This window comes from Paraglaciecola sp., from assembly GCF_039942875.1.
Lineage (GTDB): Bacteria > Pseudomonadota > Gammaproteobacteria > Enterobacterales > Alteromonadaceae > Paraglaciecola.
The window spans coordinates 1-16,249 of the sequence record NZ_JBDVBQ010000015.1 but is presented as its reverse complement, the minus strand read 5'-3'; the positions used below and the strand labels follow the sequence as shown (position 1 = coordinate 16,249).

Genomic DNA, 16,249 nt, shown 5'->3' with positions numbered 1-16,249 from the left:
CAGCGAAAACTTAATCGTCTTTCTTCTCTGTGTCTTTTTTCTCAATCACAGTACGAATAGAAAGTTCTTTAAGTTGGTCTGGGTTTGCTTCACCTGGGGCATCAGTCAAAGGACATGCTGCTGTTGTCGTTTTAGGGAACGCCATAACATCACGAATAGAGGTTGCACCCGTCATTAACATCACCATACGGTCTAAACCAAAGGCTAACCCAGCATGAGGCGGCGCACCAAATTTGAGGGCTTCGAGTAAGAAACCAAATTTCATTTCGGCTTCTTCATCACTAATGCCTAACAATTTAAACACACACGCTTGCATCTCTTGATTATGAATACGAACCGAACCACCACCTAACTCACAGCCATTTAAGACCATGTCATAGGCATTAGATAATGCGCCAGCAGGATTAGCGGCTAACTCTTGTGGGGTCATATCTCTTGGCGCTGTAAACGGGTGATGCAACGCATAAAATTGGCCATCAACTTCCTCAAACATTGGGAAGTCAACCACCCATAGTGGTTTCCACTCGCCTTCTAGCAGCTCTAAATCTTCACCTAGTTTTAATCTAAGTGCACCTAGTGCTTCAGTGACGACTGTATTGGTGTCGGCACCAAACAATAAAATATCGCCACTTTGCGCGCCTGCACGCTCGACAATGCCTTTTGCTACGTCTTCATTTAAGAACTTAAGAATTGGCGACTGTAGACCTTCCATGCCCGCATCAAGGTCGTTGATTTTCATCCACGCTAGGCCTTTAGCACCATAAATACCCACAAACTTACCGTAGTCATCAATTTGCTTACGAGACAACTTAGCCCCGCCCGGAACGCGTATTACTGCAACACGACCTTTCGCATCGTTTGCTGGGCCAGAAAACACCTTAAACTCAACGTCTTTGAGCAAATCTGCAACATCGGTTAATTCTAATGGGTTACGTAAATCTGGCTTATCGCTACCAAAACGACTCATGGCATCAGCGTAAGTCATACTAGGGAAATCACCTAAGTCGACGTTCAGCATTTTTTGAAATAAATCGCGCACTAACCCTTCGGTAATAGACATCACACCATCGGCATCTAAAAAGGTGGTTTCGATATCTATCTGCGTAAATTCTGGTTGACGGTCAGCACGTAAATCTTCATCACGGAAACACTTTACGATTTGATAATATTTATCCATGCCCGACATCATCAACAATTGCTTAAACAACTGCGGTGATTGTGGTAACGCAAAAAACTGACCTTTATGAGTACGGCTAGGTACCAAATAATCACGAGCACCTTCTGGCGTAGCCTTAGTCAAAATAGGCGTTTCGATATCCAAGAAGCCATCGTTTTCTAAATAGTTACGTACACTACTGGTGACTTTTGCTCTGAACTTAAGGCGGTCGCTCATCAAAGGACGGCGTAAATCTAAATAACGGTACTTTAAACGCTGCTCTTCAGAGTTTTCTTGATTCCAATCTAACGGCAAAGGCGCAGCTTTATTTAAGATAGTCAAAGACTTACCTAGCATTTCAATTTCGCCGGTAGACATATCTTTGTTCACTTGTCCTGCTGGGCGAGCTCGTACTAACCCTGTTAACTGCACACAGAATTCATTACGTAAACTATTGGCTACGTCAAATACGTCAGCTAAATCTGGGTCGAATACTACTTGCACCACACCTTCGCGGTCACGTAAATCAAGAAAAATCACACCGCCTAAATCACGGCTACGGTTTACCCATCCACATAAAGTGACAGTTTGTCCAATATAAGAAGAATTGATGTTGCCACAATAGTCTGTGCGCATGAAAAACGACCTCTAAAAAGCGTAAAAATTGATAAAATTTAAGGCCGCGTAGTATATACCGAATACGGCACCCTCTAAAATAAAATATTGGTTTTCGTAAGAAAATGTTGCATCTGTAGACTAATGCTTAGTATTTCGTCATATTTAAATTAATAAAAAACAATAACAGGGAACACGACATGCTAAAAATCACTAACGTAACCAAAACCTACGACAACGGCGTAAAAGCCCTTAATGGTGTCAATCTAGATATTCCCAATGGCATGTTTGGATTACTTGGCCCAAATGGTGCTGGCAAGTCTAGTTTAATGCGAACCATATCTACCCTACAGCAGCCAGACACAGGCACAATTCAATTTGATGGTACCGATGTGCTTAGTCAACCTAACGAATTACGTAAACGTTTAGGCTATTTACCCCAAGACTTTGGAGTTTACCCCCGCGTTAGCGCTTACGATTTATTAGATCACCTCGCCATTTTGAAAGGTATTGCCAACAAAGGAGAGCGTAAAGAAGCCGTAGATGGACTACTAGCTCACACCAATTTGTTTCAACACCGTAAAAAAGCAGTAAGCGGGTTTTCTGGAGGTATGCGCCAACGATTTGGCATTGCCCAAGCCCTACTAGGCGACCCAGATTTAATTATTGTTGATGAGCCCACCGCAGGCCTAGACCCTGAAGAACGTAACCGTTTTCATAATCTCTTAGTCACCTTAGGAGAAGAGAAAGTCATTATTTTATCAACCCATATTGTGGATGACGTGTCAGAGCTTTGTTCAAACATGGCAGTATTGGGCAGCGGTCAAATATTATTACAAGGTAACCCAATTGAGGTTACCGACAAGCTAACAGGGCAAATTTGGCGCAAAACTGTATCAATAGAAGAAGCGGCTGAACTTGAAAGTACCCTACCTGTTATTTCAAAACGCCTATTTGCTGGCCGCACGGTATTAAATGTAATGGCACCAGAAGCACCAGAAGGGTTTGAAGCGACCCCAGCGACTTTAGAAGACGTGTACTTTTCTACTTTGCACAGCTCTCGTTCAAACCAAGCAGCATAAGGAAGCGCAATCATGTTTAGCAAAATGTTAGGTTTTGAATGGCGTTACTTTACCCGCCAACCCTCGTTTATTGTGACCTGTTTAGTGTTTTTTCTGTTACCTTTTTTAGCCATTACCATAGACCAAGTACAAATTGGCTCAGGTGGTAATGTATTGTTTAACAGCCCCTTTGCTGTGACTCAGATTCTATTAATTTTAAGTGTATTTGGCATGTTTATGGTGGTGAATTTTGTATCGGGTACCGCTACCCGTAATCACACATCACTCATGTCAGAAATCATTTATACCAAACCTATTAAACCCTTAAGTTACAACCTAGGGCGTTTTTTAGGGGCGTATCTTATATGCCTAACGGTATTTGCTATGGTGCCTTTAGGCACATTTATTGGCACATTAATGCCATGGGTAGACGGCGAACGCATTGGCCCGAATAGCCTAATGATGTACCTACAGCCTTTTTTAATATTTTCTACGACCACCATTTTTGTTGTTGCTGCTTTGTTTTACGCAGTAACTAACCTGTTTAGAAATATGATGGCGGGATATATCTGCGCACTAGGATTATTTATACTTTATGTAGTTGCTGGGCAGGTATTTAATGAACCCGAACAGCGTACTATACGTGCCTTACTTGACCCATTTGGGCTCAACTCGTTTCGTGAATACGCTAGATATTGGACTGCCTTTGAAAAGAACGCCTTAATGGTATCTTTAGATGGTGCAGTATTACAAAATAGGCTGTTATGGGTCGCTGTAGGCGGTTTTATATTGCTAGTGGGAGGCGGTTTGTTTAAACCCTTAAACTTAACGCCAAACAAAGCCAGTAAAAAAGCACGCAAAGAAAACGCCAGTGTTATTCCAAAAACCATTAATATTGCCATTAAGTCTACGGCAAACAATGGATTTTCACAGTTTATCACTCGTACTAAATTTGAGATAAAACAAGTGATGTTCAGCCCTGCATTTGCGGTGTTATTACTATTTTCTGCATTTCAATTAGTGGCGAGCTTTTTCAATATAAATGGTATTTATGGCACCCCTAATTGGCCCTTAACTCAAACCTTAGTGCAAATCATCATAGGTGCATTTTCGCTTATGACCATAATTGTAATTACATACTACACAGCAGAAGTAGTATGGCGTGAACGCAACGTGGGCATGGGCGATATTGTAGACAGCATGCCTGTGCACAATGTCACCTTTTGGTTATCTAAACTCATCGCTGTAATGCTAGTGATTGTGTCTTTACATTTTGTAGGTATGGCCTTAGCCATCATCAAACAACTGTTAAGTGGTTACGAAAACATCGAGTTTGGTCAATACCTTATAAGCCTTTTATATTTTGGCGTATTACCATTTTGTTTAACCGTAGTATTGGCATTTTTGATTCAAGTACTCAGCCCCAATAAATACGTGGGTATGCTAATTTTTGTTGGCTACATATTTGTGTCTATTGTGTTTCCGCAAATAGGCATAGAACATAATATGTTCAATTTTGCCGCCGCCCCTACCCTGCAATACTCAGGATTAAACGGCTATGGCTGGTTTATGCAAACCCAAAATTGGTACATGTTGTACTGGTCTGCCCTAGCCATAGTGCTAAGTGTGCTGAGTTATGGCTTGTGGAAGCGAGGCCCGCAAACCTCGTTAAAACAACGATTTAGCTTGTTAAATTATCAACTAGGCACTCAAGGTAAGAGCATTGCTGCAGTAGCTTTAGTGGTATTTATTAGTAGCGGTGCTTACATTCATTACAACACCAAAGTATTGAATACCTTTTATAGCCAAGACGACACCTTAAGTACCCAAGCAGATTACGAAAAAGACTTCGCTGAGTTTCGTGATGCACCCATACCCACCATAGTGAGTGTTGATGCCGCTATTGATATATTCCCTGAAAGTAGGCGCATAGATGCCAACGCCAAGGTAAAAGTCATTAACCGCACGAATACACCTATCACGCGATTTTTAGTGAATATTCCCCAGCACACTAAAGCCTATACAGTAGACATACCCGGTGGCACCTTAGGTGAAATCGACAGTAAATATAATGTGGGTTGGTATGAACTCAGCGAGCCCCTTGCCCCTAACGAAGAGAGGCAAGGCACTATAACGGTATCTAGGTACCACAATGGCTTTAAAGACAGAGGTGAAGACAGCACCTTAGCCAAAAACGGCACCTTTATTGATAACTTTACTTTGTTCCCGTCTTTTGGTTTCAATGAGGGTTACCGCATAACCGATCAGCATGAAAGACGTAAACGGGATTTACCGCCATTGCAGCGAGCCTATAAACTAGAAGACACCTCACGTTATACCGAAAGCTTTTTTGGTAAGGGAGTCGAGTTTATTGACTTTAGCGCGACTGTATCCACCAGCGCCGATCAATTTGCTATTGTGCCTGGATATTTACAAAAAGAATGGCAGGAAAATGGACGCAACTATTATCGATACGAAATGGATGCCCCTATGGTTAACTTCTTCAGTATTATGTCAGCCAAACTTGAAAGTAAAAAGGTTGAACATAAAGGCATCAATATTGAAGTTTACTACCATAAAGATCATCACTGGAACATAGACCGAATGATAGAGTCTAGCCAAGACTCACTGGATTATTTTCAACACGCATTTGGGCCCTACCAGCACAAACAATTGAGGATCATTGAATTTCCGGGTTATCGTAGTTTTGCACAAAGCTTTGCGAATACTGTGCCTTACTCAGAAAACATAGGCTTTATAACCGACCTGCGCGATCCCGAAAATATAGATCCAGTATATTACGTTACCGCACACGAAGTCGCTCACCAATGGTGGGGCCATCAGCTTAATGCGGCCAATGTTCAAGGTAGCGCTATTTTGTCTGAAAGCCTATCTCAGTACAGCGCGTTAATGGTGATGAAACAAAAATACGGTGAAACCAAACTCCGTAAATTTTTAACCCACGAGCTAGACCGGTACCTACAAGGGCGCAGCGCTGAACGTATAGAAGAAATGCCACTTCTGCGGTCAGAAGGTCAGCAGTATATACATTATCAAAAAGGCTCAATTGTGATGATGGCGCTAGTCAACAAGCTAGGTGAAACACGACTTAATCAAGCACTACAAGCCTTGCTAAATGAATATAAATTTAGAGAAGACTTGTACCCCACCACACTTGATTTAGTGAGGCACTTAGATGCGGTATCTACACCCGAAGAACAAGCCTATATTCAAGACTTGTTTTCGCAAATCACCATCTACGACCTACAAGCCAAAGAAATATCACAGGCAACCGATGAAAACGGTCAAACCACAGTAATATTCACCGTATCGGCCCAGCAGTTTGCAGCAGATGGCAAAGGTAAAGAAACCGAACAGCCCTTCTCACAAGAAGTCGAGATAGTGCTATTTAGTGACGACCCAAACAACTTTGCCGCCGACAACAAGATAATTTACAAAGGTCTACATGCCATCGAAAGTGGTGACACCACCATTGAATTAACGGTAGACCAAATACCTAATTACGCAGGTATAGACCCGTTCGTACGCTTTATTGACCGCGACACAGGTAACAACATCATTAAGTTGTAACGGTAACTAAGCTCAAAAAACAAAGCCCTCAAAGTTGAGGGCTTTTTTGTATACTAGGCATTAATATAAGTGAGAATCTACAAGAGGCCTCCTTGCCGTGAATATAATAGTAATTCAACTATAAAATCGATCCCTAGACAAATAATGGCAAAGTGATTATTCGAATCGTTTAAGGGAAATGCTAGACAATTAGCTTGGGTAATAATAGATTAGACTTAGGCACATAAATATATGATTTATAAAGGAATGAAAGCTTGATAGAAATCCCTCCTCAAAAACATTGGAGTAATCTAAACGTATTAATTATAGATGGACAAGCATTAGTTCATACAACAATCCAGGCAGCATTAATTGATGCGAATATTAAAAACGTACAAAGTGCTTTCAACTCATATAGTGCTTTGCGTTTATGTGAGTCTTGTACGTTTGACATGGTACTTGTCGCTTTCGATGTAAAAAGTGACAAAGATGGCTTTAACCTTTTAGAAGAAATGAAATTTAAAGGTCATATCACAAACACTACATGTGTAGTGTTTTTAAGTGCAGATACCAGCAAAAGCTTAGTTAATTGTGTGGTTGAGATGGAGCCTACAGATTTTTGGGTGAAACCTTTAGATAAGTCAAAAGTCGAACATCGTATAAAACAAATTTTACTGATAGAGAAGAAGCTTTATGACTTAAGGTTTTGCTTTGATAAAGAAGAATATGCCACAGCAATCTATTACGCTGAAAGACAATTAAAAGATGAATCTTTAGTTCTATATCACCCCCATATCAATCGCTTAATCGGTCGTAGTTTATTTAACTTGCGAGAATATAAAGAAGCACAAGTTTTTTATGAAAAATTAGCCGAAGCCTACTCTTACGCTTGGGTTCAGGTTGGCCTTGCCGCTACGCTATTGCAACAAGATAAGATGGATGAAGCGACTACTTTAACCAATGAGTTACTACAGCGAGAAGATACAAAGTTTGCAACTTACGACTTGTTAGCCGAATACCATATTGCTAAAGAAAACTTTCAAATGGGTTACGAGATTATTCAAGAAGCCACAAAATTAGCCCCTCGTAGTATTGAACGAAATAGAAAATCTTGGAATTTAGCACGGCTGAATCACGACCGTTTAGGCCAGTATATGGCAACTAAAAACATGTCTAAGTATGCTAAAAATTCTATTCATGACTCCCCGGTTCTGCAACTTAACGTTATTCGTTCGTCTATAGATCTTGCTGCAACGTTACCCGAGGCTGAATCTAATAAACTTCTTGCAAATACCGAAAGAAGTATCGAGCGGCTTAAATCAGACTTCACGGTAGCGAATGAACTTAAAGAGCAACTAACCATAATAGACATTAGGTTAATGAGCTTAAGAAGAAATAAAAAAGTGGCAGAAGCCCTTATAGAAGAGAGTGCAGCCTCAGACAATCACAGCAGTTTTGAAGATGATTTAGATAAAGTAAAAGCCTATCACGAAGCCGGTATGTGGGAAAAATCTATGCAAATACTCGATAGAATGAAAGACGAGGTCGCTCAAGATTCATTTACGGGTAAAGTGTTAACTGCATATTTAGAGCAAGAGTCTGAAGAACGTGAAAATATTCGTTACAACCCAAAAGAGTTGGGCGAAATGGCATCATCCCATTATAAAAACAAGCGCTACAAACCATCTTATAACTTTCTATGCCAAGCCAATAAATTGTCTCCAAACAATAAAAATATAGTGATTACTATACTCAAAGTGTTGGCAATAATTGCTGAAGAGTCGGGATTAACTGAAGCTGAAAGTATACACGCTGAAGAGAGTATTAAGTTTTTAGTTGATGTGAAATTATCTGAGCAGCAACAAGCCCTATTCGATGAATATAAAGTGCGTATTGATAAAGTACTTAGGGATATAGAAGAATAAACTTTAGTTGATGTAACTATTACCCCTTCCCCCTTAAAAATCTCTATATTGCTAATTTATATGCCTTTTGGAGAGCTTTTATTTTTATCGATTGATATGATCCCTAGCAGATTGATTAAGGCTATGTCGTCAATAATGTTTACGGGCAATTAGGTCGATTTTTATAGAGAAAAGAATCTAAACCTCAAGGATACCTTCCCCAATTTATACCTAACGGTTAAAAACACTGATTCCAACTGCTTTAACGTATAAAAACTAGACTTTAGCTGTATAGGATAATAAATTAATTACCTATAGATAAATATTTGATTTTAAAGGAATGAAAGCTTGATAGAAATCCCTGATCAAAAGCCTTGGAATGAATTAAATGTGCTGATTATTGATGGGCAGGCGTTGGTACATACGGTAGTAAAAGCAGCCCTAATTGATGCGGGTATCAAAAAAATTCAAAGTGCCCATAACGCCTATGCTGCGTTACGTTTATGTAACTCAACTAAGTTTGATATGGTATTAATTGCCTTTGACGTTAAAAGCGATAAAGACGGTTTTAACCTTTTAGAAGAGATGAAGTTTAAGGGTTATATAAAAAAAACTACCTGTGTCATTTTTCTCAGCGCTGATACCAGTGAAGGCTTAGTTAATTGCGTTGTAGAAATGGAGCCCACAGATTTTTGGGTAAAACCGTTAGATCAGTCCAAAGTTGAACATCGTATACAACAACTATTAATGATCGAGCAAAAACTCTATGCATTGCGATACTGCTTCGAGCAGGAAGAGTATGCAACGGCAATCTATTACGCTGAAAGACAATTACAAGACGAAACCTTAGTTTTATATCATCCGCACATAAACCGTTTAATTGGCCGTAGTTTAATCAATTTACGTGAGTATAAAGAGGCCCAGCGTTTTTATGAAAAATTACTGGATACCTATGATTATGCATGGGTCCATGTAGGCTTGGCCAATTCACTTTTAAAGCAAGATATGATTACAGAAGCGTCTGAATTAACAGATAAACTGCTTGAACGTGAAGACACTAAGTTTGCAACCTTCGATTTACTGGCTGAATACTATATTGGTAAAGAAGACTTTCAAATGGGTTACCAAATCATTCAAGAAGCGACTAAATTAGCGCCCCGCAGTATCGAACGTAATAAAAACTCTTGGAATTTGGCTAGGTTAAATCACGATAGGTTAGGCCAATATGTTGCCACGAGAAACATGTTAAAATATGCTAAAAACTCTATTCATGATACGCCGTTACTGCAGCTTAACGTAATACGTTCTGCTATCGATCTTGCGCCAACCCTGTCTAACCCAGAAGCGAACAAATTAATAGCTAGAACAGAAAGAAATATAAAAGAGCTAAAGTCAGACTTTGGTGCTGCTAATGAATTAGGTGAACAGATAAGTATCATTGAAATTCGAATAATGAATTCTAGGCAAAATAAAAGAGAAGCAGAAAAAGCTTTACATAGACATTTTCAAAAAAACTTACCGGTAAAGGCACAAAAGTACTTTGAAGATAACTTAGATAAAGTTAAGGCTTATCATGAAGTAGGCATGTGGGAACAATCGATGTTATTACTTGAACAAATGAAGGAGTTTATGTCTCATGACTCTTTCACAGGTAAGGTGTTAACCGCGTATATAGACCAAGAATCTAGGGAGCGAAAAGATATTCGTTATAATCCTAGAGAAATCGCCGAAATGGCTTCTTCTTATTACAAAAATCAACGTTATCAACCAGCCTATAATTTGTTGTGTCAGGCCACACAGTTATCACCAAATAACAAAAGTATTATGGTGAGTATTTTAAAGGTACTCGCAATTATTGCTGAAGAAGATGGCTTAACCGAGCAAGAAACTGAGCACGCAAAAGGGTGCATAGAAACTTTAGAGACTTCCACTCTAACTGAAACTCAACAAGCGGACTTTGAGGAGTATAAAAGCCGTATTTCTAAAGCGCTAACAAAAGCTGCTTTAGGTATTTAAATTACTTTTGTAGGCTAATAAATATGGGACGAATGTGATTTAGCTTAACCGCAGCTTGGTAGCACTTACCTTCGCTTACTAACCCAATAACATCTTGGTTCTGAATAATTATCAAAGTGTTATCACGTATCCATGGAGGCACCTTCCATAGCTTAAACCATTGTTTGATGGGTTTGCTATATTGACTACCTTTGGGTTTAAACTTTGACGAATAACCACCTAGGCGCACGGTTAATGGCCCTAAATTTGGGTTAATGGTTAAGTATGCTTGGGAGCTATCCAATTGGTTATGACTTTGGCTAAAACATAAAGCACCTAAGCCCCCTGGCAGGTTCATAGTGCTTTCGCCTTGCCATACTGTTTCAAACTTAGGTAAATCAACGGGCTCGGGGATCACGTAAAGTTGCTGATTAAAACGTCTAAATTGCCAACTTTGCCATTGCAGTATAGGGGTTGCATCTTCTGCGGCTAACAGCACTTGTGGTAATAGTTGCTGTAGCACTGCTAATGATGGGCTCGAAACACCTTGCTGAGATAGCCAATAACGCACCACTTGATGTAGCCACTTTTCATTTAACTTGAGCAGCTCATTGAGGTCTAAGCAATTTTTATCGGTTTGAATATGGACTAGTTTTTCTGCACAGATTTCGTCTAGCATTTCTTGCTGTTGGGCGCATAACTGAGCACTACGTGACACTGAGCTTGCTAATTCTGGCCACCGACTTTGCAAAATAGGTAACACATCGAGTCGCAAAAAGTTTCTGTCAAATTGAGCATTTTGATTTGATTCGTCTTCAACCCATTTCAGCTTTTGCTGCTGTGCATACTCTAAAATGCTTTGTTGGCTAACCTCTAACAGCGGTCGATAAAAGTTAACAGTTTTAGACTCTGTCCCTATTGCCGTTGCCACAGACCAATGTTGATTCATGGCAGACAAACCTTTAGGGCCCGCCCCTCTTTTTAACTGCAATAAAAAGGTTTCTAACTGATCATCTTGGTGTTGCCCCAGTAAAATGTGGCTATCAGCTGGCGCTAGCTCCACTAACTTTTGATAGCGAGCATCGCGAGCTTGTGCTTCTAGGCTTTGCCTAGCTTGTGCTTCAACGGCTACATTGGCAGTTTGAAAAGCAACATTTAGGTCACTGCAGACTTGCTGGCAGTGGGTTTGCCAAATATCGGCATTTTGGCTGAGACCATGATGGATATGGATTGCGTGTAAATTAAATACGTACTCTTGGCTTTGCTTGAGCTCGCTAAGCGCATGTAGTAACACATGTGAATCAACCCCACCACTATAGGCGACCACAATATCATGAGCTTCACCTAAGGGAGAGGCTGACAAATGTATGTTTAATGCGTTAAGTAGTGACATTAGATCCCAAAAACAAAAAAGCCATCTGCCTTAAACCAGCAAATGGCTTTGTAGTATAGCGTGAGTCTATGGCTTAACAGTAGCCAAAAGACATTAAACGTTGATAACGTTCTTCTAGCAGCTCTTCTGTAGATAAACTACTTAGCTGTGCTAACTGTTGTTTAATTGTGGCTTTTAAGTTTGCCGCCATGCTGCCGTGGTCACGATGGGCCCCCCCTAATGGCTCTTCAACAATATGATTGATAAGGCCCAGCTCTTTAATTTGACCTGCACTTACACCCATTGCTTCTGCGGCTTGTGGGGCTTTTTCAGCACTTTTCCACAAAATTGATGCGCAACCTTCAGGAGAAATAACCGAGTAAGTACTGTATTGCAGCATGTTTACTCTGTCACCCACACCAATAGCGAGTGCACCACCAGAACCGCCTTCACCGATTACGGTACAAATTACTGGTACTTTCAGGCCAGCCATCACTTTTAGGTTTTTGGCAATGGCTTCACTTTGACCACGCTCTTCAGCGCCCACTCCTGGGTATGCACCTGGGGTATCAATAAAGGTGATGATTGGTAAATTGAAACGTTCTGCCATTTCCATTAAACGTAATGCCTTGCGGTAACCTTCTGGTTTAGGCATACCAAAGTTACGTTTGATTTTTTCTTTAGTGTCACGGCCTTTTTGGTGGCCAATTATCATTACTGGCTGCCCATCAATTTTAGCTAAACCGCCAACTATTGCTTTGTCGTCTGCAAAGGCGCGATCCCCTGCCAATTCATCAAAGTCAGTACAAATAAGCTCAATGTAATCATAGGTATAAGGGCGCATGGGATGACGGGCTATTTGCTGTACCTGCCACGCACCTAAATCTGCAAAGATTTTACGACTTAATTCTGCACTTTTTTCTCGAAGTTTAGTTATTTCTTCTTCAAGGCTAACATCGAACTCTCCCCCTTGATTGACCAATCTTAACTCTTCAATCTTCGCTTCTAAATCAGCGATGGGCTTTTCGAATTCCAAAAAATTTACACTCATTGAACACCTAATAATAATTTGTTGCTTATTTCATTCTTCATTTACTGGCTAGACTAATGAAATTCTAAATTAACCTGCGGCTTACCTAACAACTGTTGTAGGTCGTATATTAACTCATCTTGTGGCGTAACATACCACTGAGCGCCCAAGGTTAAGTCTGCTTTTGCATCCGGATGTACATAATGTACCTGTACCGGGCAACTTCCACCTTGATATGGCTGAAATATTGTCTGTAGTTTACCCACGGTTGATGAATTGCACCAGCTAGATTGCATTTGTAACTGCAAACACTTGGCATTTTTCTCTCTAGCCTGAACTAAGTCCATGGCGTCGCGGGCCGACATTGTATTGCCACCGGAGAATTCATCAAAGCTGACCTGTCCAGTTATGACCAATATTTTATCCGTTTGCAGCAATTCTTCGTATTGTTCTAACATATCGGGGAAAAACCTAACGTCGATTCTGGCACTCTTGTCGTCTAAAGTCACTAGAGCCCAACGTCTTCCCCGTTTGTTAGTCATGACTCTTACACCAAGCACTAACCCAACCGCATAAGCAGTTTGATCTCTGTGAGTTGGTTTTAAATCAACTAAGCGCGTAGGTGCATAATGCTTAATTTCGTTTACGTATTGATTAATAGGGTGACCCGTTAGGTATAAACCTAAGGTGGTTTTCTCACCCTCTAGCCACACCTTTTCAGGCCACTCTGGCACGTCTGCAAAGGCTTGCTGTACTTGCTCAGGCTCTGTGGTCAGTAACCCAAACATATCTGACTGACCAGATGTTTGGTCTTTGGCGTGCTGGCCTGCTGCTGCTAAAGCATCGGGCAAAGAAGCCATTAATGACGCACGGTGCGGACCGAGATTATCTAAGGCCCCTGCCAGTACCAATTTTTCTAGTATGCGTTTATTAATGCGCTTAACATCAATTTTGGCGCAAAAATCGAATAAGTCGCTAAATTTACCTTGCTGCTCTCTAGCTTCGATAATGGCTTCGATTGGACCTTCACCTACACCTTTCACCGCGCCTATGCCGTATACAATGCGACCTTCTTCATCAACTGTGAACTTGTGACTACCTGCATTCACATCAGGAGGTAAAATGGTTAATCCCATGCGATCACATTCGTCTACTAAGGTTACAATTTTATCTGAATTGTCCATATCAGCAGACATTACAGCGGCCATAAACTCGGCTGGATAATGGGTTTTAAGCCATAAGGTTTGATAAGACACCAAAGCATAGGCAGCTGAGTGAGATTTGTTAAAACCATAGCCCGCAAATTTTTCAACCAAATCGAAAATTTTACCTGCAAGACTGGGATCAATGCCGTTGGCTTGGGCGCCATCTTCAAAGGAGCCCCGCTGCTTTTCCATCTCTTCAGCTTTTTTCTTACCCATAGCTCGACGTAATAAATCAGCGCCACCTAAGCTATAACCCGACATTTCTTGGGCTATCTGCATTACCTGTTCTTGATACAAAATAATGCCGTAGGTAGGTTGCAGAATAGTTTTTAAACATTCATGCTGATATTCGGCATCTGGGTAAGACACTTCTTCACGGCCATGTTTACGGTCGATAAAGTTATCAACCATGCCCGATTGCAAAGGCCCGGGTCTAAACAGTGCAACCAGTGCGATGATATCTTCAAATGAATCGGGCTTAAGGCGCTTAATCAGTTCCTTCATACCCCGTGATTCTAATTGGAATACAGCCGTGGTTTCGGCATTTTGTAATATTTTAAATGAGCGTGGATCTTCTAACGGGATAGAGGCGATATCAACATCGATATTTTTACCCAGTTTAATCATATCAATTGCCCATTGAATAATGGTCAAGGTACGTAAACCAAGGAAATCGAATTTTACTAGCCCAGCTGTTTCCACGTCATTTTTATCAAATTGTGTAACCGGATTTTTACCTTCGTCATCACAATATAGCGGTGCAAAATCGGTGATAACTGTAGGTGCGATAACCACACCACCAGCATGTTTACCAGCATTACGGGTAACCCCTTCTAAGATACGACACATGTCGATGAGTTCTTTTACTTCTTCATCTTCGTCATAAGCTTCTTGTAGCCTGGGCTCTTCTAAGAAGGCTTTTTCTAGGGTCATACCTGGTGTGGGGGGGATTAATTTAGAGAGACGATCAACAAAACCGTAAGGATGCCCTAATACCCTACCTACATCGCGTACCACGGCTTTTGCCGCCATGGTTCCAAAGGTAATAATTTGTGATACCGCATCACGGCCATACATTTCAGCCACGTGGTCGATAACTTCGTCGCGTCTATCCATACAGAAATCTACGTCAAAGTCAGGCATAGATACCCGTTCTGGGTTCAAGAAACGTTCGAATAGTAAATCATATTCGAGCGGATCTAAGTCGGTAATATCTAAAGCATAAGCCACTAAAGAACCAGCACCTGACCCTCGCCCCGGGCCAACAGGAATATTGTTGTCTTTACTCCACTGGATAAACTCCATCACGATCAAAAAGTAACCAGGGAATCCCATTTGGTTGATAACGCCTAATTCGATTTCAAGTCGCTCATCGTACTCAGGGCGCTTCCCTATTCGTTCTTGTTCGTCAGGAAATAAAAACGCTAAACGTCTTTCTAGACCTTCTCTGGATACCTTAACTAAAAAGTCTTTGATATCCATACCTTCTGTCGGAAAGTCAGGTAAAAAGTAAGTACCTAACTGCACAGTCACGTTACATCGCTTAGCAATTTCTACTGTGTTTTGTAATGCTTCTGGTATATCGGCAAAAAGCTCTGCCATTTCTTCTGCAGAGCGTAAATATTGTTGCTCACTGTATTCTTTTGGTCTGCGGGGATCGACCAATGTAAAGCCATCATGAATAGCAACGCGAATCTCGTGCGCGTCGAATCCTTCTTTTTTGATGAAGCAAACTTCGTTGGTGGCCACTACGGGTAAGTCATGTTGACCTGCCCACTCAACCGCCCGGTGAATATAATCCTCTTCACCGAGTCTTGCGGTTCGCGTTAACTCAATATAATAACGGTCTGCAAAGTACTCTTGATAGAACTGAGTAATTGCCAAAGCTGTAGTGTGGTTACCTTTGGTTAAAGCAATGCCTAAGTCACCCGCTTTACCGCCTGAGATTATCAACACGCCTTGGTTATGCTCTGCTAACCATTGCTTGTCAATGACAGGTTTATCTTGCAGGTTTCCTCGTAAGTAAGCTTTTGAGATAAGCAAGGTAATGTTTTTGTAACCATGGTTATCTAGGGCAAGTAATGTGAGACGAAAAATTCGCCCTTCCATTTCGTCACTTTGCACCCAAAAATCAGTGCCAATAATAGGTTTTATACCATTACCATGGGCTTGCCCATAAAACTTAACCAAACCGCACATATTCATTTGGTCGGTAATGGCTACCGCGGGCATATTTAACTCTTTAACCCGAGCCATTATAGGCTTCACTTTGTTCAGCCCGTCTACCATAGAAAAATCACTATGCACACGTAAGTGCACAAAGCTAGGGGAAGGGGAAGGT

General features: G+C 40.9%; 8 protein-coding genes. 4 read left to right on the top strand and 4 right to left on the bottom strand.

Annotated features, from left to right (window positions below; all coding sequences use genetic code 11):
* Nucleotides 1-10: 10 nt before the first annotated feature.
* The gene (aspS, locus tag ABJE44_RS04000) at nucleotides 11-1,792 is read right to left on the bottom strand and encodes an aspartate--tRNA ligase (RefSeq protein ID WP_348111191.1); all 1,782 of its coding nucleotides are present in this window, start codon (nucleotides 1,790-1,792) and stop codon (nucleotides 11-13) included.
* 179 nt (nucleotides 1,793-1,971) lie between these two features.
* Here aspS and ABJE44_RS03995 point away from each other — a divergent pair, with 179 nt between their 5' ends.
* The 4 genes from ABJE44_RS03995 to ABJE44_RS03980 all read left to right on the top strand — a co-directional run bounded on the left by ABJE44_RS03995 (nucleotide 1,972) and on the right by ABJE44_RS03980 (nucleotide 10,322).
* Nucleotides 1,972-2,853, top strand: coding sequence for an ABC transporter ATP-binding protein (locus ABJE44_RS03995; protein ID WP_348111192.1), 882 nt, complete (start codon nucleotides 1,972-1,974; stop codon nucleotides 2,851-2,853).
* Nucleotides 2,854-2,865: 12 nt separating this feature from the next.
* Nucleotides 2,866-6,423: a M1 family aminopeptidase gene (locus ABJE44_RS03990; RefSeq protein WP_348111193.1), complete on the top strand. Its 3,558-nt coding sequence runs from the start codon at nucleotides 2,866-2,868 to the stop codon at nucleotides 6,421-6,423.
* Between the two features lie 254 nt (nucleotides 6,424-6,677).
* Complete coding sequence (locus ABJE44_RS03985; RefSeq protein WP_348111194.1) at nucleotides 6,678-8,327, top strand: response regulator; 1,650 nt, start codon at nucleotides 6,678-6,680, stop codon at nucleotides 8,325-8,327.
* Between the two features lie 327 nt (nucleotides 8,328-8,654).
* Complete coding sequence (locus tag ABJE44_RS03980) at nucleotides 8,655-10,322, top strand: response regulator (protein WP_348111195.1); 1,668 nt, start codon at nucleotides 8,655-8,657, stop codon at nucleotides 10,320-10,322.
* A gap of 1 nt (nucleotide 10,323) precedes the next feature.
* Here ABJE44_RS03980 and tilS read toward each other — a convergent pair whose 3' ends face one another.
* The 3 genes from tilS to dnaE form a co-directional block, all read right to left on the bottom strand.
* Nucleotides 10,324-11,694 (bottom strand): tRNA lysidine(34) synthetase TilS, encoded by a 1,371-nt coding sequence (gene tilS, locus ABJE44_RS03975; RefSeq protein WP_348111196.1) that lies wholly within the window; start codon nucleotides 11,692-11,694, stop codon nucleotides 10,324-10,326.
* A gap of 73 nt (nucleotides 11,695-11,767) precedes the next feature.
* On the bottom strand, nucleotides 11,768-12,724 hold the full coding sequence (accA, locus tag ABJE44_RS03970) for an acetyl-CoA carboxylase carboxyl transferase subunit alpha (protein ID WP_348111197.1): 957 nt from the start codon (nucleotides 12,722-12,724) through the stop codon (nucleotides 11,768-11,770).
* A gap of 53 nt (nucleotides 12,725-12,777) precedes the next feature.
* Complete coding sequence (gene dnaE, locus ABJE44_RS03965; protein ID WP_348120657.1) at nucleotides 12,778-16,227, bottom strand: DNA polymerase III subunit alpha; 3,450 nt, start codon at nucleotides 16,225-16,227, stop codon at nucleotides 12,778-12,780.
* Nucleotides 16,228-16,249: the final 22 nt, after the last annotated feature.